This is a genomic window from Kribbella sp. VKM Ac-2566 (genome assembly GCF_004366005.1).
Classification (GTDB): domain Bacteria; phylum Actinomycetota; class Actinomycetes; order Propionibacteriales; family Kribbellaceae; genus Kribbella; species Kribbella pratensis.
The window spans coordinates 74743-94075 of sequence record NZ_SODT01000001.1 but is presented as its reverse complement, the minus strand read 5'-3'; the positions used below and the strand labels follow the sequence as shown (position 1 = coordinate 94075).

The 19333-nt window shown below is 67.6% G+C and carries 23 protein-coding genes and 2 tRNA genes; 11 read left to right on the top strand and 14 right to left on the bottom strand.

Annotated features, from left to right (window positions below; genetic code table 11):
* Window position 1: 1 nt before the first annotated feature.
* Window positions 2–1219: a sensor histidine kinase gene (locus EV647_RS00485; RefSeq protein WP_133996625.1), complete on the top strand. Its 1218-nt coding sequence runs from the start codon at window positions 2–4 to the stop codon at window positions 1217–1219.
* Window positions 1216–1836: a response regulator transcription factor gene (locus EV647_RS00480; protein WP_133996622.1), complete on the top strand. Its 621-nt coding sequence runs from the start codon at window positions 1216–1218 to the stop codon at window positions 1834–1836. Before EV647_RS00485 ends, EV647_RS00480 begins: the two co-directional genes overlap by 4 nt.
* Here the strand turns inward: EV647_RS00480 and EV647_RS00475 are convergent.
* The 4 genes from EV647_RS00475 to EV647_RS00460 are packed head-to-tail and all read right to left on the bottom strand — an operon-like array spanning window position 1833 to window position 4800.
* A complete protein-coding gene (locus tag EV647_RS00475; RefSeq protein ID WP_133996619.1) occupies window positions 1833–2615 on the bottom strand; it encodes a putative hydro-lyase in 783 nt (260 codons plus the stop codon). The genes EV647_RS00480 and EV647_RS00475 overlap by 4 nt on opposite strands.
* Before the next feature lie 56 nt (window positions 2616–2671).
* A complete protein-coding gene (locus EV647_RS00470) occupies window positions 2672–3310 on the bottom strand; it encodes an SDR family oxidoreductase (protein ID WP_133996616.1) in 639 nt (212 codons plus the stop codon).
* A gap of 34 nt (window positions 3311–3344) precedes the next feature.
* Window positions 3345–3959, bottom strand: coding sequence for an FMN-binding negative transcriptional regulator (locus EV647_RS00465; RefSeq protein WP_133996613.1), 615 nt, complete (start codon window positions 3957–3959; stop codon window positions 3345–3347).
* 58 nt (window positions 3960–4017) lie between these two features.
* A complete protein-coding gene (locus EV647_RS00460) occupies window positions 4018–4800 on the bottom strand; it encodes an LLM class flavin-dependent oxidoreductase (RefSeq protein ID WP_133996610.1) in 783 nt (260 codons plus the stop codon).
* A gap of 186 nt (window positions 4801–4986) precedes the next feature.
* On the opposite strand from EV647_RS00460, the gene EV647_RS00455 reads away from it, so the two are divergent.
* Window positions 4987–5463 carry an NUDIX hydrolase gene (locus EV647_RS00455; protein ID WP_133996607.1) on the top strand — a complete coding sequence of 159 codons (477 nt, stop codon included), beginning with the start codon at window positions 4987–4989 and terminating at the stop codon, window positions 5461–5463.
* Between the two features lie 24 nt (window positions 5464–5487).
* Window positions 5488–6054: a DinB family protein gene (locus EV647_RS00450; RefSeq protein WP_133996604.1), complete on the top strand. Its 567-nt coding sequence runs from the start codon at window positions 5488–5490 to the stop codon at window positions 6052–6054.
* Window positions 6055–6057: 3 nt separating this feature from the next.
* On the opposite strand, the gene EV647_RS00445 is transcribed toward EV647_RS00450, so the two are convergent.
* Window positions 6058–6387 carry a nucleoside triphosphate pyrophosphohydrolase family protein gene (locus tag EV647_RS00445; RefSeq protein ID WP_131337753.1) on the bottom strand — a complete coding sequence of 110 codons (330 nt, stop codon included), beginning with the start codon at window positions 6385–6387 and terminating at the stop codon, window positions 6058–6060.
* 105 nt (window positions 6388–6492) lie between these two features.
* Between EV647_RS00445 and EV647_RS00440 the strand changes: the two genes are divergently transcribed.
* Window positions 6493–7134, top strand: a complete 642-nt coding sequence (locus tag EV647_RS00440) for an alpha/beta hydrolase-fold protein (RefSeq protein ID WP_133996601.1) — start codon at window positions 6493–6495, stop codon at window positions 7132–7134.
* Window positions 7135–7137: 3 nt separating this feature from the next.
* Here the strand turns inward: EV647_RS00440 and EV647_RS00435 are convergent, their stop codons facing one another.
* Window positions 7138–7641: a DinB family protein gene (locus tag EV647_RS00435; protein ID WP_133996598.1), complete on the bottom strand. Its 504-nt coding sequence runs from the start codon at window positions 7639–7641 to the stop codon at window positions 7138–7140.
* A 60-nt stretch (window positions 7642–7701) separates the two neighbouring features.
* A complete protein-coding gene (locus EV647_RS00430) occupies window positions 7702–8079 on the bottom strand; it encodes a YciI family protein (RefSeq protein WP_133996595.1) in 378 nt (125 codons plus the stop codon).
* A 243-nt stretch (window positions 8080–8322) separates the two neighbouring features.
* Here EV647_RS00430 and EV647_RS00425 point away from each other — a divergent pair, with 243 nt between their 5' ends.
* The 3 genes from EV647_RS00425 to EV647_RS00415 all read left to right on the top strand — a co-directional run bounded on the left by EV647_RS00425 (window position 8323) and on the right by EV647_RS00415 (window position 10402).
* Window positions 8323–8739 carry a YciI family protein gene (locus EV647_RS00425; protein ID WP_133996592.1) on the top strand — a complete coding sequence of 139 codons (417 nt, stop codon included), beginning with the start codon at window positions 8323–8325 and terminating at the stop codon, window positions 8737–8739.
* Complete coding sequence (locus EV647_RS00420) at window positions 8739–9953, top strand: RNA polymerase sigma factor (RefSeq protein ID WP_133996589.1); 1215 nt, start codon at window positions 8739–8741, stop codon at window positions 9951–9953. The genes EV647_RS00425 and EV647_RS00420 overlap by 1 nt, the downstream gene beginning before the upstream one ends.
* Window positions 9954–10042: 89 nt before the next feature.
* Entirely contained in the window at window positions 10043–10402 is a 360-nt protein-coding gene (locus EV647_RS00415) for a hypothetical protein (RefSeq protein ID WP_133996586.1), read from the top strand.
* 15 nt (window positions 10403–10417) lie between these two features.
* On the opposite strand, the gene EV647_RS43570 is transcribed toward EV647_RS00415, so the two are convergent.
* Window positions 10418–10681 (bottom strand): nucleotidyltransferase domain-containing protein, encoded by a 264-nt coding sequence (locus EV647_RS43570; RefSeq protein ID WP_370342002.1) that lies wholly within the window; start codon window positions 10679–10681, stop codon window positions 10418–10420.
* Window positions 10682–10753: 72 nt separating this feature from the next.
* Between EV647_RS43570 and EV647_RS00410 the strand changes: the two genes are divergently transcribed.
* From EV647_RS00410 to EV647_RS00400, 3 genes are all read left to right on the top strand, one after another.
* Window positions 10754–11383: a hypothetical protein gene (locus EV647_RS00410; protein WP_133996583.1), complete on the top strand. Its 630-nt coding sequence runs from the start codon at window positions 10754–10756 to the stop codon at window positions 11381–11383.
* Window positions 11384–11465: 82 nt separating this feature from the next.
* Entirely contained in the window at window positions 11466–12131 is a 666-nt protein-coding gene (locus tag EV647_RS00405) for a DUF4241 domain-containing protein (protein WP_133996579.1), read from the top strand.
* Window positions 12132–12268: 137 nt separating this feature from the next.
* Entirely contained in the window at window positions 12269–12832 is a 564-nt protein-coding gene (locus tag EV647_RS00400) for a dihydrofolate reductase family protein (protein ID WP_133996577.1), read from the top strand.
* A 305-nt stretch (window positions 12833–13137) separates the two neighbouring features.
* Here the strand turns inward: EV647_RS00400 and EV647_RS00395 are convergent.
* The 6 genes from EV647_RS00395 to gyrB form a co-directional block, all read right to left on the bottom strand.
* Window positions 13138–13213 (bottom strand) — tRNA-Ala (locus EV647_RS00395).
* Between the two features lie 10 nt (window positions 13214–13223).
* On the bottom strand, window positions 13224–13355 hold the full coding sequence (locus tag EV647_RS42740) for a DLW-39 family protein (protein ID WP_238175383.1): 132 nt from the start codon (window positions 13353–13355) through the stop codon (window positions 13224–13226).
* Window positions 13356–13389: 34 nt separating this feature from the next.
* Window positions 13390–13463 (bottom strand) — tRNA-Ile (locus tag EV647_RS00390).
* A gap of 107 nt (window positions 13464–13570) precedes the next feature.
* Window positions 13571–14428, bottom strand: coding sequence for a DUF3566 domain-containing protein (locus EV647_RS42735; RefSeq protein ID WP_133996574.1), 858 nt, complete (start codon window positions 14426–14428; stop codon window positions 13571–13573).
* Complete coding sequence (gyrA, locus tag EV647_RS00380; RefSeq protein WP_370342090.1) at window positions 14428–17022, bottom strand: DNA gyrase subunit A; 2595 nt, start codon at window positions 17020–17022, stop codon at window positions 14428–14430. The genes EV647_RS42735 and gyrA overlap by 1 nt, the downstream gene beginning before the upstream one ends.
* 108 nt (window positions 17023–17130) lie before the next feature.
* On the bottom strand, window positions 17131–19191 hold the full coding sequence (gene gyrB, locus EV647_RS00375) for a DNA topoisomerase (ATP-hydrolyzing) subunit B (protein WP_238175382.1): 2061 nt from the start codon (window positions 19189–19191) through the stop codon (window positions 17131–17133).
* Window positions 19192–19333 lie beyond the last annotated feature (142 nt).

Below are 19333 nucleotides of genomic sequence, written 5' to 3'. Positions count from 1 at the left end.
CATGAGTGAGCAGGTCTGGCCGCTGCGGTTGACCGTGGCGCCGTATGTGCTGCTCGCGTGCCTCGCCGCCGTGACCATCCTGATCAAGCGCGACCAGCCCGGGTCGCTGACAGTCGACCTGGTGCTGTGCGCGCTGGTCGCGCTGTGGATCCTCGGCATGTTCACGCTGCGCCCGGCTCGGCGGACGGACGACCGCGCGATGGCGATCTTCGTGACGGGTTTCGTGGTGCTGCTCGCGGTCCTGGTGGTGCGGGATCCGTGGTTCGGCTTCCTCACTCCGGCCGGCTACTTCTACACGTTCATCCTGCTGCCGTGGCCCGGTGAACTGCTCGGTGTCGGGGCGGTCGCGGTGCTCGCCGGTTTCGCACAGGCCTACGACATTCCGAAGACCGACGTCGTCGGTGTTCTCGGCTCCGTCGCGGTGATCGGGGTGAACGTGATCGGGATGTGCCTGGCGGCCTGGCTCGGCAGGCGCGGCGAGGTCCTGAGTCAGCAGCGCAAGGACGCGGTGGACGCGCTGACCGAGACCAACCGCCGGCTCGAGGCCAGCCTCGCGGAGAACGCGATCCTGCACGAGCAGTTGCTGACCCAGGCCCGCGACGCCGGCGTGATCGACGAGCGGCAGCGGATGGCCCGCGAGATCCACGACACGCTCGCGCAGGGACTGACCGGGATCGTCACCCAGCTCCAGGCCGCCGAGAACGCCTCCGACTGGCGCCGGCACGTGACGACCGCGATCGGGCTCGCCCGCGAGAGTCTGACCGAGGCACGCCGCTCGGTGCACGCGCTCCGTTCACAACCGCTGCAGTCGGCGACGTTGAGCGGGGCGATCGCAGACGTCGTACGGCGCTGGTCGGCGGTGCACGGAGTCGACGTACGGCTGACCACTACCGGCACGCCGCGGGTGATGACACCCGAGGCGGAATCAACTCTGCTGCGGGCAACTCAGGAGGCGCTGGCGAACGTGGCGAAGTACGCGCAGGCGTCCCGGGTGGGTGTGACGCTGTCCTACATGGAGAAGAAGGTCGCGCTGGACGTCCGGGACGACGGTGCCGGCTTCGATCCGGCCCGGATCTCGTCGTCGGAGGCAGGCGGGTTCGGACTGGTCGCGATGCGGCAGCGGGTCGAAGCGATGGACGGAACGCTCGAGATCGAGTCCGAGCCCGGCTTCGGTACGGCAATCTCCGCGACGTTGCCGCTGACGGGACGGCCGGCATGATCCGGTTGGTGATCGCCGACGACCATCCGATCGTCCGCGACGGGCTGAGCGGGATGTTCGCAGCCGATCCCGACTTCGAGGTGGTCGGCGAGGCAGGCGACGGGGCCGAGGCGATCCGGCTGGCCGAAGCGCTGCGGCCGGACGTGATCCTGATGGACCTGCAGATGCCCGGCGTCGACGGCGTCGCGGCGATCGCTCAGCTGGCCGAACGCGGCATACGGGCACGAGTCCTCGTGCTGACGACGTACGACACGGACGGGTACGTCGTACCCGCGATCGAGGCCGGCGCCACCGGGTACCTGCTCAAGGACGCGCCGCGCGACGAGCTGCTGCGCGCCGTTCGGGCCGCCGCGGACGGCCAGACGGTCCTGGCTCCCTCGGTCGCCGGCACGCTGATGAACCATGTCCGTACCCCGCCGGCCGCCGACCTCCTCAGCCCACGCGAACTCGAGGTCCTGCAGTTGGTTGCTGCTGGCAACACCAACCGCGAGGCCGCCCGCCACCTGTTCATCAGCGAGGCGACGGTCAAGACCCACCTGCTCAACATCTACGCCAAACTCGACGTCTCCGACCGCGCCGCCGCTGTTGCCGAGGGCTTCAGGCGCAAGCTGCTCTAAACGCGATAGTCACTGTCGCGGCGGTCGGTGATGAACATGTAGCCGGGCGAGTGCGTGATCGCGTACGGTGGCCGGGACGCCATCAGTGCCGCCTGCGGAGTCACCCCGCACGCCCAGAACACCGGTACGTCGCCGTCGACCGCGTCGACCGGATCGCCGAAGTCCGGCCGCGCGAGGTCGGTGATCCCCAACCCGCTCGGGTCCCCGATGTGCACCGGCCCGCCGTGCACGGCCGGCATCGCTCGCGTGATCCGTACGGCGTCGTCGACCCGGTCCGCCGGAATCTGGCGCATCGACACCACCAGCGGACCGTGCAACCGCCCGGCCGGCTCGCAGTCGCGATCGGTCACGTACATCGCCACGTTCCGCCCTTGATCGACGTGCCGCAGCGGAACTCCCTCAGCCGCCAGCGCAGACTCGAACGTGAAACTGCACCCGAGCGAGAACGCGACCAGGTCGTCACGCCACACCTCGGTCGCATCCGCCACCTCGGCCACCAACTCGCCGTCCTGCCAGATCCGGTACTGCGGAAGATCGGTCCGGAGGTCCGCGCCCCGAGCAAGCCGCGTCGTCGGGTCACCCGGATCACTCACGTCGAGCACCGGGCAGGCCTGCGGGTTGCGGGTGCAGAAGAGCAACACGTCGTACGCCCAGTCCGCGGGGACTGCGATCAGGTTGGTCTGCGTGTACCCGCCGGCCCAACCGGTGGTCGGTCCGCTGTAGTCGTCCCGGAACAGCGACCGTGCCTGGGCCGGACTGAGTGTTGCAGTCGTCGTCATGAGACCCCCTCTCGGGTGATCTCACGATAAAGATTGTTCAACAATACGACAAGGGGTCAGATGACGATCTCGTGGATCCATTCGGCCGGAGTCTGGGTGTGCAGGCGCCAGTAGTGGTTCGCGATGTCGTCCGGGTCCCAGCCGCTGCCGGGGGAGACTCCGCCGCTGACGGTGACGCTCGCGGCATGGACGCCGGCCGCGCCGTACTGCTGGTGGAGGAGGGTGACGACCGCGCGGACGCCGGCCTTGCCGAGGGAGAGGCTCGCGTAGTCGGGCTTCGGCAGCGGCATGCCTCCGGTGATCAGGAACGACCCGCTGCCGCGCTCGGCCATCGCGGGCACGAGCTGCGCCGCGGTGGTGATCGCGCCGACCACGTTCACCGCCAAGGCGTCGAGATGCTGCTGCGCGGTGAGCTCGCCGATCCGGTCCGGCTGGATCAGTGCGGCGTTGTAGACGACCACCTCGGGTACGCCGTACGCCTCGACCACCTGATCGAGCGCGGTACGGAGGCCGGCTTCGTCGGTCACATCGGCCGTGATCGGCAGTACCTCGGCACTCCCGAGCTCTTCGGCCGCGGCCTTCACCGTCGCCTCCGAGCGCGCGATCAGCCCGGCGCTCATCCCCTCCCGGACGAACCGGCGCGCCACCGCGAGCCCGATGCCAGGCCCTACTCCCACCACGACAATTCCAGACATGGCGGGATCGTAAACCTTGCCCTTCAGGTCAAGGTCAAGCGCGGCGGTGCTGGGCGACTGCTGCGGCGGACCGGTCGTCGCCATCGGCCCGGAGACCGTCGATCACGCCGTCGACGTCCGCGGCCGGGCGGTTCTGGCTGAGCTTGAACTTGGCCTCGATCCGCTTGATCCCGATCTCCACGCCGACGATCGCCCGCAGCTGCCCGCTGAGGTACTTCGCCGGCGCATCGTCCACCGACCACGGCTCCGCCCGGCCCGCCTCGTGATAGTCCGACAAACGCCGTACGAGGTTCTCCACCCAGGCAGGGTCGTCGTACACGGTCATCGTGCCGTGTACGTGGGCGGTGATGTAGTTCCAGGTCGGGACCACGCGGCCGTGGTCGCGCTTGGAGGCGTACCAGGTCGGGGAGACGTAGGCGTCCGGCCCGCGCATGATCACCAGCGCATCGCCGATCACGGGCAGGCGCCAGTGCTCGTTGTTCCGCGCCAGGTGCCCGAGCAGCACGTTCCGCTCGCGATCGTGGATGAACGGGAGCATCGTCGCCGTCAACCCGTCGGGCGTCATCGTCACCAGATCCGCCGCCCCGTGGTGGGCCAGCAACTCCAGAACGGCCTCGTCGTCAGGGGCGAAGTGCGCAGGAACGTACATGAGATCCAGTCTCCCCAGGCATGCGAACCCTCGACAGGTCCAATCCCTGCAGTTTTCGTCAGCCCGCTTTCAGGGCGGCGGCCCGGTCGTAGTCGTCGTGCCAGTCACCGGTGGGCGGCAGGATGATGCGCTCGACACCGGCCGCCTCATACGCGGCCAGTTGCTCGAGCGGGTCGCCGTCGAGCTGAGGTGCCACCACGGTCGCCCTCAACTGCTTGCCGTCGGCAAGTTCGTTGATCCGTTCCAGGTTCGTCCGTACCTCGGCCGGCGAGGCCGCGATCGTCGCCCATCCATCGGCGTACGCCGCCGCTCGCCGATGCGCCCGAACACCGTTCCCGGCCACGAAGATCGGCGGCACCGGCGACCCGGGCGCGATCGTCACGTCGAGGTCCGTCCCTACTGTCGTGGGTTTGCCCGCGATGAGATCCGGGAGTACGGCGAGGGCCTCGTCCGTCAGCCGTCCGCGGTCCGCGAACTCGACACCGGCCGCCCGCCAGCCGATGTCACCGTGCGCGGGATTGCCGGTCCCGACTCCCAGCACGAGCCGGTTGTTCGACACCAGCTGCAACGTGCTGATCTGCTTCGCCGCCCACGCGACCGGCCGCAACGCCAGCAACATCACGTTGTACCCGACTGTGATCCGCTCGGTCACCGCGGCCGCGGTCGCCAGCACGACGGAACTGTCCAGCATCGGCGCACTCGCGATCAGATGGTCCGTCGACCAGACCGAGTCCAGCCCGATCTCCTCGGCGTACCGCGCACTCTCCCGCACATCCCCGAGGATCGCCCGCGCCGGATCCGGCGACGACGTCGGCAGAATGACCCCGATCTCAACTGTCATACCCGCCCCAACTTCCAACCCCACCGAACCTATTCCGGTGTGCGCCAAGGACAGGAGGTATCAGGCCGTCAGGTAGTGCACCTGAGCGTGGCCGAGTCCGCGCGTACGGCGTCTCGCAGGTGCACTACCTGTCGTTAGGTACGTCTCAGCGGAGGTTTCTCACCTGAGCCGGGTTAGGGTCCCGGAATGAGTCGACGGGTGGCTGCTTATGCGGTGTGTGTTGAGGACGGGCGGGTGCTGCTGGCGCGGTATGTCTCGCCGTACGGCGATGGGAGTTGGTGGACCCTGCCGGGTGGTGGTGTCGAGCCTTGTGAGGATCCGTTCGACACCGTGACGCGGGAGGTGGCCGAGGAGACGGGATACGAGTCGGTCGTCGAGCGGCTGCTGGGGGTCGACTCGCGGATCGTGCCGGCCGCCGTACGTCGTCGTCCCGGGCCCGACGACCATCAGAACATCGGCATCTTCTACGCCGTCCGGATCACCGCCGGCACCACCCGCCCCGAGCCCAACGGCGAGACCGCCGAATCCGTCTGGACCCCGATCCCCGAGGTCCCGACCCTCCGCCGCGCCGCCCTGGTCGACATCGGCGTCGCCTTGTCCGAGTCCCGCCCACCCACCGGCCACGTCCCACCCGTCAAAGCCGGCGGCCTGATCGAGTATTAGCCCTGTCGACCTAGACTCCGGTTCATGGATCCGAAGACTGAGCTGTTGCGGGTTTTGCAGGTCAGTCGCGGAGGGCTGCTGGACAAGTTGGACGGGTTGTCGGAGTACGACGTACGGCGGCCTCTGGCTCCGACCGGGACGAATCTGCTCGGGTTGGTCAAGCATCTGGCTGGGCTGGAGTACGGGTACCTGGGTGAAGCGTTCGGGCGGCCGCCGGAGGAGCAGCCCTCGTGGTTCCGGGACGACCCGTTCACCGAGATCGACATGTGGGCGACGCCGGACGAGTCGCGGGAGTACGTCGTCGACGTGTATCGGAAGGCGTGCGCGCACGCCGACACGACCGTGGCCTCGCTCGAGCTGAACAGCCCGGGGTACGTCGCGCACTGGGCTGACGGGCACCGTGACACCACGCTGGGTGTGCTGCTGATCAGGATGGTTGCCGAGACGTCCCAGCACGCCGGCCATGCCGACATCCTCCGCGAACAACTCGACGGCCGGCTCGGCGACGGCACGACCGTTGCCGCGGACGCGGCGTTCTGGGACGAGCGAAGGGCTCAGGTGCAGGCAGCAGCCGACAGCTTCCGGCCCTGAAACTCAGCGCAGGTCTCCGTCGCCGCCGAGGACACCGCGCGACGCCCGGTCGGCAAGCTTCGCGATGTTGTGCTCGGCAACGTCCTCGAGCCGGATCTCGAGCCTGGTGCACAGCTCGGACAGGTACCAGAGCACGTCGCCGAGCTCGAGCGTCAGCGCCTGCCGGTCCGCGTCGGTGATCACACCCTGCCGATCGCGGAAGATCTTCTTCACCTTGCCGGCGACCTCGCCCGCCTCGTTCACCAGCCCCAAGGTCGGGTACACGATCGGATGATCGGTCGCGACCAGCCCACCGGTCCGCGCCGCCGCCTGCTGATAACCACTGAAATCCATTTCACTCACGCCCCCAGTCTTGCAACACTCGTGGCCCATGTACGTGCGATCTGTATCCGATCGACGAGCCCTCGCGACGCTGTGCCTACTGGAACGGTGAGATCAATGGTCCTCACGGAGACGTTCGAGTACGACGGTGGGCGGCAGGTGGCCGTTTACGTGCCGGCGGATCCACCGGAAGTCATCGTGTTCGCGGGTGACGGCCAACTGATCGCCCCGTGGGGCGGGGACCTCGAGCAGGCCGACGTACCGCCGACGATGGTGGTCGGTGCGTACCGTACGGACGACTCGGACGAGATGGTGCGGATCGAGGAGTACTCGCCGTCGTTCAACGAGGAGCGGTTCGCGGCGCACGAGAAGTTCTTCGTCGAGGACGTCCGCGACTGGGTGCGATCCCGCTTCGGCGTCGCCCTGCCGCCCGAACGGACCGCGGTGTGCGGCGTCTCGGCGAGCGCGGAACTCGCGCTGGCCATGGGCGTTCGCCATCCGGATATCTACGGCTCGATCTTCGCCGCCTCACCTGGTGGCGGCTACCGGCCGCCGGAGGTCATGCCGAGCCCGCTCCCGCGCGCGTACCTGGTCGCCGGCACGCTTGAACCTTGGTTCATGGAGAACGCCACCCGCTGGGCCGACGCCCTCCGCGACGCCGACGCAGACGTGGTCATCACCGAACGCGAGGGAGACCACGGCGACCCGTTCTGGCGGGCCGAGTTCCCCCTCATGGCGTCCTGGGCCTTCACAAGCTGAAAGCTATTCGCCCGTAGCGCCGTCGATGCGTTCGCGGAGGAGGTCCGCATGGCCGTTGTGGCGCGCGTACTCCTCGATCAGGTGCAGATAGATCCACCGCAGCGTGTAGTCCTCGCCGGGACTGACTTCGTCGAGCCCGAGACCTGCCACAGCGGCCCGCGACCGGGCGACACTCGCTTGATAGCTGGCCAGGTCGTCGTCGGCCCGCGTGGGATCGACGACGAATCCGTCGCTCGACCCTGGCACGTAGTCCCAGAAGTACAGGTGGTCCGGTTGGCCGTCGTACGCATGGAACCAGGCCTCGACTCCGGACAGATGCCGAACCAGGCCGAGCAGGGACATCGCCGACGGCGGCACCGACCGCAGCACCAGTTGCTCCGGCGTCAGCCCACCGCACTTCAACAGCAGCGTGGTCCGCTGGAACTCGAGACGATCCTCGAGCGCAGCCCGCTCATCGACCGGATCGTTCGGCGGCTCAACCCGCTCAGGCACACTCCAGACGGACATTCCGGTGACCCTACCTCCGTGCGGGGTGGGCGAGCGGATGTGGCTCGCCCACCCGCGCGATCAGGCGGTTTCGGTCGGCTGGTTGTGGCGTACGTGGTTGGGGAAGCGGTGGACCTCCTGCGGCCAGTTGAGTACGACGGCCAGGCGGCCCGCCCAGTAGCGCGCCGTTTCGTCGTCCGGTACGTCGATGACGGCGAAGCCACCGAGGTGCTCCTTGGTCTCGGCGTACGGACCGTCGCTGAAGATCGGCTCCCCGTCCTTCGCCTCGACGCTGCAGATCGCAGTGGAGGCGTCGAGCGCGCCGTTGCTGAAGATGAAGATCCCGGCCTCCTCCATCTCCGCGATCACCGCCCTCCCACCGGCACTCTTGGTGCGCAGGTCCTCCTCCGTCTGATCCGGCACCCACTCGTCGTTGAACGTGATCAGATACTCAGCCACTGCCGTCTCCTCTCAGCGCGACGACCCGAACGGCCGCCACACCAACTCCACGAACGCCAACACCCCGATCCGACACCATCCCACAACAAATCTGTGCGGCCTGTCCTTGAATCGGCAAGAGTGGTGGCGGGAAGCTTTCGGGACGGCGAGAAGTTTCTTCCGGTTCTTGTCGATCCGCGGGTCGCTCGTTCGACCTGGGGGTGCGAGGGCCGAGAGGCGGCCCCGTCGGACAAGGAGTACGTGATGGCGCAGTACATGCTGATCATGCGGGGCACCGACGAGACGAACGCGGCCATGATGGCCAACATCGACGAGATGATGACCACGACCCGCCAGTTCATCGAGGCGATGGACAAGGCCGGGGTGTACGTCGCGGCCGAGGGTCTGGACGATCCGGCCCTGGGCGTCGTGGTGCACTTCACCGACGAGGCGCCGATCGTCACGGACGGTCCGTACGGCGAGACCAAGGAACTGTTCGGGGGCTACTTCCTGCTCGACGTCGCCTCGAAGGAGGAGGCGGTCGAGTGGGCCAAGCGGGTCCCGGCGGTGCCCGGGTCCAAGATCGAGGTACGGCGGGTGCCCGGCGAGGACGAGGTCCCGCAGGACAGCGCGAAGTTCGGCAAGGCAGACGCCTACCGCGAGAGCAACGGCCAGAGCTGATGGATGCAGCCGGCGTCGAGGCCGTCTGGCGAATCGAGTCGGCGCGGATCGTCGCCGCGCTGACTCGGTTCACGGGTGATTTCGGGTTGGCCGAGGATGCGGCTCAGGAGGCGGTGGCCGAGGCACTGGTGTCGTGGCCACTCTCCGCACCGGCCAGTCCCGCCGGCTGGCTGATGGCGACGGCCCGGCGGCGGGCGATCGACGCGATCCGCCGCCGTACCGCCCTGAAGGACCGGTACGCGCTGCTGGCAACGGCACCGGTGGTCGACGACGAGATCGACCCGGACCGGATCGATGACGACGTCCTGGCCCTGATGTTCATCAGCTGCCATCCGGTGCTCTCCCGCGAGGCCCAGGTCGCCCTGACCCTGCGCGTGGTCGGCGGCCTGTCCAGCGAGGAGATCGCCCGCGCGTTCCTCGTACCCGTGCCGACCGTGCAGGCCCGCATCACCCGGGGCAAGAAGACGATCGCCGCGGCCGGGGTGCCCTTCGAACTGCCGGCCGCCGACGAACGCCGGGAACGACTGAGCGGCGTACTCAGCGTGCTCTACGTGATCTTCACCGAGGGATCGACGGCCACATCGGGCGAGCGGCTGGTGCGGCCCGACGTCGCGTACGAGGCGATCCGGCTGGCTCGCACACTGGCCGCGCTGCAGCCGGACGAACCGGAGGTGCACGGCCTGCTGGCGTTGTTCGAGCTGACGGCCGCGCGCTTCCCGGCCCGGACCGGCCCGGACGGTACGCCGATCCTGCTGGAGAACCAGGACCGGCGGCGGTGGGACTTGTCGGCCATTCGCCGTGGGCTGGCCGCGCTGGTCAAGGCATCCGCCCGCGGCCTCGGCCCGTACGGCCTGCAGGCCGCGATCGCCGCCGCCCACGCGTCGGCGCCTTCGGTCGAGGAGACCGACTGGGATCGAATCGTCGTGCTGTACGAAGCACTCGGCCGGGTCGCGCCCTCGCCCGTGGTCGAGCTCAACCGAGCCGTCGCCGTAGCCATGGCCTCAGGCCCGGCCCAAGCCCTGGCCATCGTCGACGAGCTGGTCGCCTTGGACCGACTCCCCAATTCACACCTCGTCCCAACCGTCCGCGGCGAACTCCTGACCCGCCTCGGCCGCCACTCCGAGGCCCGCGCCGAACTGGAAATAGCAGCCCGCCTGTGCACCAACCAACCCGAACGCGCAATCCTCCTACGCAAGGCCGCCGCACTGTCCTGACTTGTTCACCCCTGTGAGGAACCCTGTGGACAGACCCGCGGACGAGTAAAGGGCCTGCTGTCAGAGGATCAACAGGTGATAATCACCCGATGCCTGAAAAGCACTCACGTCCCGTGCCCGGCGGCCGGGCTTTCTACCTGACCGAACGCCTCTGGAAGTTGTCCGAAGGTCTTCCTGTCGAATCCGTACCGATCGACTCAATCCCGGAGTTCGACCAGGACTGCTGGTTCGGCGGGAGGCCCGTCACCTGCCGCATGGTCGCCCGCCACGCCGCCCTCATCCAGAAAGCCGACCTCAGCTACCCAGTGATCCTGTCCGCAGACGGCCGCCTGATGGACGGCGGCCACAGAATCTCCAAAGCCTGGATCAACGGCCAGAAAACAATCAACGCCGTCCGCTTCAAAGTCGACCCTGAACCCGACTACTACGAGTGGAACACCACCGCCTGAGCCAGCAGGTTCTCGCTAGAGCATGCGGAGGGCGTCCTGGCGACGAATCAGTCGAGGTCTGCGGTCGATGGAACGTGCCCACTCCATTCCGCTGATGTGGCGGTCCTTGTCTGCTGTAACCAGGACGATGTCCACGTCGCTCGCCATCGGGGGTCGACCGTATGCATACGAACCAACCAAGGCGAGCCCTTGTACGTCGCCCTGCGATTGTGCCCAGGCGGTGATGCCGTCGATAGCCGCCTCCGCACGAAGTCGCCTGCCTTTCAACCGTGCGCTCATCCAGGCAGCCTCGCAGATGGGCCCCGACCGACAGGATCGTAGTGTCGGACGGTGCAGCAAATTCAGTCAGCGGTGGTCTACGACGGCCTGCCGATCTCGTCCGGCGGCGCCCATGGCCTGGGCCGTACGTCGGTACACGACGCGTTCTCGTCCTGGCGTGGATTCTTGGAATCCTGCACCGTCACAGACGACGTGTCCTACTACTTCCACCTGCCGCACACCCCGGAGCTCGAACCTGCCCGGAAGACGGTGCGGGAGATCCGCAAGGCATTCCCGGCGAAGGGCCACCGCTTCCCTGTCCCGCAGGACCGAATCCACGAGGCTCTCGACCTGCTGGCTTCACTGGAACCTCTACCCACGAACCCGTGGGGAATGGCTCCGGTCTGGCTCAGCGCGGACGGCGCAGTCAGGTTGAAGACACCCGCCGGCGACATCTGGCCCCATCAGCGTCCAACGGCCTTTGGCGCCTTCGAGACCCCCACCGGCGTGAGCCTCGGCATTTCGCGAACCAGCCTGCACATCGAAGCCAAGCGATCCATGGGCCTACGCCTCTCCGTTCCAGAAGCAACAGACGACGACCTGGCCACGCTCATCCCGTGGCTCCAGGACCATCTCCCCTTCCGACTCTCACCCAACCACTGGACCCGCTGGACCCTCACCAAAAACGGCCGCACCTACCGCCCCCACCGCCTCACCCCCTGAATCACCCCAGCGGGATCCTCGGTGTCCGGAACGGCCGCGCACTGTCCTGGTAGCTTGAGGCGCCACTAGGGAGGGTGGGCGGATGGCTTTTGACGAGTGGCTGGATGCCGAGGCACTCCTGGAACAGGGAGCGCGCCATCAATGGCGCGAGGGGTACGAATCCACGCTAGAGGTTGCCGAGGTTTGCCATCTGGACCTTGCCACCGGGCGGGTCGTCGCCGTAGATCCCGCTTACTTCAACAGCTTCGATGATGCTCGGCCGGTGGTAGCCGAGGTGCCTCCGGGCACCTACCCGATACTGCTCTCCGTCGTTGCATGGCCCTCGACCGAGGAGACTGACCGACCTCGCCGTGCCGTAACGGCTGCCACACTCAAGATCAGCGACAACCCAGTCGTTAAGTGGGCTTGGGTCGACGAGCGAGCGGATGGCAAGGTCCTTGGAGTCGGCGTCGACGCCGGAACGGCCTGTTTTTACGACGCTTCCAAGCGAGAGATGCTCGCGCTGCTCAGTGAGGACGAGGACCGGGTCGACGCCGCTCTAGGCGAAGCCGGCGATGCCGGATTCGCAGCCATTCCCGACGCCTCAGGTGGGACAGCCGCTGTATTCATCAGCTGCGGCATGGGCGATGGGTTCTATCCGATCCGAATCGGGCGCGACGCCTCTGACAGGGTCGCAATGGTGATGGTCGACTTGGAGTTGCTGAACCACAGCACGGGTCGAGTTGGCCCGGCGTCGAACCGCAACTGACCCGCCAGGGCGAACCGGCCGCACGCATCGAGCACGAATAACTACCGCCGAACTGTCGGATCCGGAGTGAGGCGTTCGTAGTAGGGGTGACGGGCGGCCGGAGAAGGGGCGCCGGACTGACAGAAGGGCGTGACGCCATGCGGAAACTGGTCTACGGCATGAACCTGACCCTGGACGGCTACATCGCCGCGCCCGGTGACGACATCGGCTGGGGCGTGCCGAGCGACGAGCTGTTTCAGTGGTGGCTCGAGCAGGAGTTGGCGATCGGGCTGTTGTTGTACGGGCGCAAGCTGTGGGAGACGATGAGTTCCCACTGGCCGACCGGCGACCAGCAGCCTGGCGCTACCCCGGCGCAGATCGAGTTCGCGCGGAACTGGCGGGATACGCCGAAGGTGGTGTTCTCCTCGACGATCGACAAGGTCGACTGGAACACCCGCCTGGTCACCGGCGACCCTGTAGCGGAGATCACCCGACTCAAGGCCGGCGACGGCGAGCCGATGAGGGTCGGTGGCGCCACGCTCGCTGCGGCAGCCATGCGGGCCGGGCTGATCGACGAGTACGAGATCGTCACCCATCCGGTGCTGGTGGGCGGCGGCAAACCGTTCTTCAGCACGCTGGACACCTGGGTGAACCTGAACCTGGTGGAAACGCGAACGTTCCCCGGCGACGTGCTCCTGACCAGATACGAGACGAGGCGGTAAGCGCGATTCCTTCACTGCTTGCCTGAGGGAGCGGCAGCACGCCCCGGAGCCAGGTCGAGCTATTCGCTGGCGACTAGGCAGGACCTCGCAGCGTGGGCAGAGCCGGGCTTCAGGGGCTGCTTCGAGCGGTGCGGGATCGCGTGGTGCTGGGCGGTTGACGCGCGCTGAGCGCGGGGTGGGTGGGAGCGGCGCGGGGGACGGCGACGGAGGAGCGGCCCGTAGCACCGCAGTGGGCTGCCACAGTCTGCCTGGAGCGCTGCGGCGCCGTACGCACGAAAGTCGGTTGCTCGGGAGCAACCGACTCTTGGTGGAGACGAGGGGACTTGAACCCCTAACCCCTGCCTTGCAAAGGCAGTGCTCTGCCAGTTGAGCTACGCCCCCGTTGGGGTGGTCAGTGGCCCGGGGTTACCGGGTCGGCGACCTCGGCCCAGAGGTCCTTCTCGGCGCGGGACTGCTGGGTCTTCTTGTAGACGAAGTATCCGCCGACGCCGGCCAGCAGCACCAGCATGATCTTTCGCAGCACTGGGACTCCTTGGATCGGGCTTCGAAACAAAAAGTGGGCCTAACTGGACTTGAACCAGTGACCTCTGCCTTATCAGGGCAGCGCTCTAACCGTCTGAGCTATAGGCCCGCGTACTGCGGTGTCGAACCCGGGAGAGATTACCGCACCAAGTGCCCTACTCCCAAACCGGTTCCGGCCGGGCCCACAGTAGCCCCGGCCGGAGCACAAAATCCCGGTCAGTCCTCCGACGCCAGCGTGACTTCGAGGCCGCCGAGGAGCGTGGCGGCGATGTTGTAGAGGAACGATCCGAGGGTCGCGAGTGCCGTGATGATCAGTACGTCGGCGCACGCGAGCAGCGTGGTGAAACCCATCACCTTGCCGGTGTTGACGTAGTTCTCGACTCGGAACGGTTCACCCGCCGGCGTCCCGAGGACTTCCTGGACGGTCGAGTTGATGTTGTCGAACACCCCGGCCGCGCCGATCGCGGACCAGACGATGAAGACCGCGACCCAGGTCACGATGCCGAATGCGATCGCCAGCAGGAACGCCGTCTTCATCACCGACCACGGGTCGATCCGGGACATCCGCAGCCGCGCCTTGCGCGTCTGTGGCCGGCCCGACGCCTTGGCGTCCTTCTGTGCGTGCCGCTCCTGCTTGGCCTCGGCACGCTCGGCCTTGTCGGACTTCACCGCGGCGGCCTTGTCCAGGACGGCCTGACGCGCCGAGTTCATCCGGTCACCGAACGACTCGGTCTTCGCCTCGTTCCCCTCGTACGACGGGGTGCCGGCGGCGGGCGTGGTTGTCGACGGGGGCGACCACGGCTCGGGGCGGCCCGGCGTGCTCGGGGCCGGCTGCTGCGGACGCACCGGCGCGACACCCGGCGTACCGGGGCGTGCCTGCGGGCGGTACTCGGACGGCCGCTGGCCGTTCGGTGTACCTGTCCGTTGGCCGCCGGCGCCGGGAACGCCGTTGGAACGACCGTTGGAAGCCGGGTTGGCCGGGGCAGCTGACGGCTTCCCATCCTGCGCGGTGCGCTGGGATTTGGAGCTGTCGGCCGCACCTTCAGGCCATGTCGGCCTCGCGCGGTTGGTCATCAGTCACCCTCCTGGCCGGCTTCGTCGCCTTCGACGGTAGCCGCGCCGTCCACATCCGTCGAACGCTCGTCATCAGACTGGACGCTCTGAGAGGTGGATTCGGTTGTCGATCCGTCCACATTCTGGGCACCTTCAGCGCCAGTACCCTCCTCGGCCGCTTCCGATTCCTCCCCGACGACGGTCAGATCGGTGTTCCGGGCGATCGCGACCACCGCGTCGGACTCGCCGACGCCGGCGAACCGGACGCCCATCGTGTCGCGGCCCTTGACCGGGACGCTGTCGACCCGGCTGCGGACGACCTGACCGCTGGCCTTGATCGCCAGCACCTGGTCCTCGTCGACGACGATGATCGCGCCGACGAGCGAGCCGCGCTCGTCGTTCAGCTTGACCGCCTTGATGCCGAGACCGCCACGGCCCTGCTGCCGGTACTCCGACACCTTCGACCGCTTCGCGTACCCGGCGTCGGTCACCGTGAAGACGAACTGCGAGTCCTCGTCCGCACCCGCCCGGATCACCGACATCGACAGCACCTCGTCGCCGGCCCGGAACTTCATCCCGGTGACGCCGGAGGTGGCCCGGCCCATCGGCCGCAGCTGCTCGTCGTTCGCGGTGAAGCGGATCGACTGGCCCTTCCGGGACACCAGCAGCAGGTCGTCCTCGGCGGTGGCCAGGTCGGCGCCGATCAGCTCGTCGTCCTCCTCGCGGAAGTTGACCGCGATGATGCCGCTCTGCCGCGCCGAGTCGTAGTCCCGCAGCGCAGTCTTCTTGACCAGGCCGCGCTTCGTCGCGAGCACAAGGTAGTCGGACTGCTCGTAGTCGCGCAGCGTCAGGACCTGCGCGATCTCCTCGTCCGGCTGGAACGAGAGCAGGCCGGCGACATGCGAACCCTTCGCGTCCCGCGCGGATTCGGGAAGCTGCCACACCTTGGCCCGGTAGACCCGGCCCTTGGTGGTGAAGAACAGCATCCAGTGGTGGTTCGTGGTGGCGAAGAAGTGGCTGATCTCGTCCTCGGCCCGCAGCTGCGCACCCCGGACGCCCTTGCCGCCGCGGTTCTGCGTCCGGTACAGGTCGGTCTTGGTCCGCTTCGCGTACCCGCCGCGGGTGATCGTGACGACCACGTCCTCGTCCGGCACCAGGTCCTGCACCGACAGGTCGCCGTCGGCCGCGATGATCTCAGTACGTCGCTCGTTGCCGTACTTGTCGACGATCTCGGCCAGCTCGTCCTTGACGATCGACCGCTGGCGCACCGGGTTGGCCAGGATGTCCTCGAGGTCCGCGATGATCGCCTCGAGCTCCTGCAACCGCTCGATGATCTTCTGCCGCTCCAGGGCCGCCAGCCGGCGCAGCTGCATGTCCAGGATCGCCTGCGCCTGGATCTCGTCGATCTCGAGCAGCTGGATCAGGCCGGTGCGCGCCTCGTCGACATCCGGGCTACGCCGGATCAGCGCAATCACCTCGTCGAGGGCGTCCAGCGCCTTCACGTACCCGCGGTAGATGTGTGCGTTCTTCTCCGCCTCGCGCAGGCGGAAGCGGGTCCGCCGCTGGATGACCTCGATCTGGTGGTCGATCCAGTGGCTGATGAACAGGTCCACACTGAGCGTGCGCGGTACGCCGTCGACGAGGGCGAGCATGTTGCAGCCGAAGGTGTCCTGCAGCGGCGTGTGCTTGTAGAGGTTGTTCAGTACGACGCGCGGCTGAGCGTCCCGCTTCAGCACGATGACGAGTCGCTGACCGGTACGCGACGAGCTGTCGTCACGGATGTCGGCGATGCCGCTCATCTTCCCGGTGTTCACCAGCTCGGCGATCTTCAGCGCCAGGTTGTCCGGGTTGACCATGTACGGCAGCTCGGTGACGACCAGGCTGGTGCGGCCCTTGGCGTCTTCCTCGATGTCGACGACCGCGCGCATCGTGACCGAGCCCCGGCCGGTGCGGTAGGCGTCGTCGATGCCCTTGTAGCCGACGATCAGCGCACCGTTCGGGAAGTCCGGGCCCTTGATGTTCTGCAGGCAGGCGTCGAGCAGTTCCTCCCGGGTCGCGTCCGGGTGCTCCAGCGCCCAGTCGACCGCGGCCGCGACCTCGCGCAGGTTGTGCGGCGGGATGTTCGTCGCCATGCCGACCGCGATACCGGACGAGCCGTTGACCAGCAGGTTCGGGAAGCGGGCCGGCAGGATCACCGGCTCCTGCGACTTGCCGTCGTAGTTGGGCCGGAAGTCGACCGTCTCCTGGTCGATGTCACGGACCATCTCCATCGCCAGCGGCGCCATCCGGCACTCGGTGTACCGCATGGCGGCCGCCGGGTCGTTACCCGGCGAGCCGAAGTTGCCCTGGCCCTGGATCAGCGGGGCCCGCATCACCCACGGCTGCGCCAGCCGGACCAGGGTGTCGTAGATCGCCGAGTCGCCGTGCGGGTGGTACTGACCCATGACGTCACCGACGACGCGGGAGCACTTGTTGAAGCCACGGTCCGGCCGGTAACCGCCGTCGTACATCGCATAAAGGATGCGGCGGTGTACCGGCTTCAGGCCGTCACGGACCTCGGGCAGCGCGCGGCCGACGATGACCGCCATCGCGTAGTCGAGGTACGACTGCTGCATCTCGGTCTGCAGGTCGAGGGGCTCGACGCGGTCGTGGCCCGGCGTGGTGGGGGTCTCGGTCATGAAAAAGTCCCGTTCAGATCAGTACGTCGGTGAGCAGCGGCGAGATCAGATGTCGAGGAAGCGGACGTCCTTGGCGTTGCGCTGGATGAAACTGCGCCGCGCCTCGATGTCGTCGCCCATCAGCGTCTGGAACGTCTCGTCGGCACGGATCGCATCGTCCAGCGTGATCTGCAGCAGCACGCGGTTGGCCGGGTCCATCGTGGTGTCCCACAGCTCGTTCGCGTTCATCTCGCCCAGACCCTTGTAGCGCTGGATCGGGTTCTCCTTGGGCAGCTTCTTGCCCGCCTCGTAGCCGGCCTCGAGCAGTCCGTCGCGCTCACGGTCGGTGTACGCGAGCTCGTCGGGCCCGTTGCTCCAGCGGATCTTGTACAGCGGCGGCTGCGCGGCGTACACGTGACCGCGCTCGATCAGCGGGCGCATGAAGCGGAACAGCAGGGTCAGCAGCAGCGTCCGGATGTGCTGGCCGTCGACGTCGGCGTCGGCCATGATCACGATCTTGTGGTACCGCAGCTTCTCCTCGTCGAAGTCCTCGTGGATCCCGGTGCCGAGCGCGGAGATGATCGCCTGGACCTCGTTGTTCTGCAGGACCTTGTCGATCCGGGCCTTCTCGACGTTCAGGATCTTGCCCCGGATCGGCAGGATGGCCTGGAACTTCGGGTCCCGGCCGCCCTTCGCGGAGCCGCCCGCCGAGTCACCCTCGACGATGTAGACCTCGCACTCCTCCGGGTTCGTCGACTGGCAGTCGGCCAGCTTGCCCGGCAGGCCACCGCCACCCAGCAGGCCCTTGCGGTTGCGGGCCAGGTCGCGGGCCTTGCGGGCCGCGATCCGGGCGCTCGCCGCGGCGGTCGCCTTGCGGATGATCTCGCGACCCTCGGCCGGGTTCTGCTCGAACCACGCGCCGAGCCGGTCGTTCACGACTCGCTGGACGAAGCCCTTCACCTCGGTGTTGCCGAGCTTGGTCTTGGTCTGGCCCTCGAACTGCGGCTCGGCGAGCTTGACCGAGATGATCGCGGTCAGACCTTCCCGGATGTCGTCACCGGTAAGTCTGTCCTCCTTCTTCTTGATCATGCCCTGGTCCTCGCCGAACGAGTTGACCAGTGAGGTGAGAGCGGCCCGGAAGCCCTCTTCGTGAGTGCCGCCCTCGTGCGTGTTGATCGCATTCGCGAAGGTGTGCACCGACTCCTGGAACGAGCCGCTCCACTGCAGCGCGACCTCGAGGCTCATGCTGTTCTCGCCGTTGGCCGCGGCCTCGAACGAGATCACGTCGCGATGCACGGTCTCGCGGATGCCGGTCAGGTACTTCACGTAGTCGACCAGGCCGTTCTCGGCCTTGAAGGACTGCTCGACCGGGTGGCCGTCCTCGGTGTGGTCCGGACGCTCGTCCCGGATCACGATCTCGAGGCCCTTGTTCAGGAAGGCCATCTCGCGGAACCGGGTCGCCAGCGTCTCGTACGAGTACGTCGTGGTCTCGAAGACGTCCGGGTCCGCCCAGAAAGTCACGGTCGTCCCGTTCGACTCCGACGTACCGATCTCGGCGAGGTCCTCGTCCGGGACGCCGTGCGTGAAGGACTGCGTGTACAGCTTGCCCTTCAACCGCACGTCGACCTTGAGCCGGGTGGACAGCGCGTTCACGACGGACACACCGACGCCGTGCAGACCACCGGACACCTTGTAGCCACCGCCGCCGAACTTGCCGCCGGCGTGCAGGACCGTCAGTACGACGGTGACGGCCGGCTTGCCCTCGGACTCGACGATGTCGACCGGAATACCGCGGCCGTTGTCCTCGACGCTGACCGCGCCGTCGGGCAGCAGGGTGACGACGATCCGATCGCCGTACCCGGCCATCGCCTCGTCGACGGCGTTGTCGACCACCTCGGTGACGAGGTGGTGCAGGCCGCGCTCACCGGTGGACCCGATGTACATCCCCGGACGCTTGCGCACCGCGTCCAGACCCTCGAGCACCTGGATCGCGCTCGCGTCGTACTCGCGCTCAACGAGGTTCGACGGGATGGCGTCGACCAACGCGGGGAGTTCCTCGCTGGTTGCGGCGGTGCCGATGGGGTCGGCGGACTGGTTGGCGTCGATCTCGGTCGGCTCGTCGGTCACCGGCTGTTGTCCTCCTCGGACCCCGCGTTCGCGAGGCATCGCGGCACAGTTGAGCCGCCCTCCACGGTGATGGCAGAGGTGCGGCTCGCTCTACTCCGTCCATTCTACCCGTCGACCGAAGCAGAACCTGCCACCAGCCGCC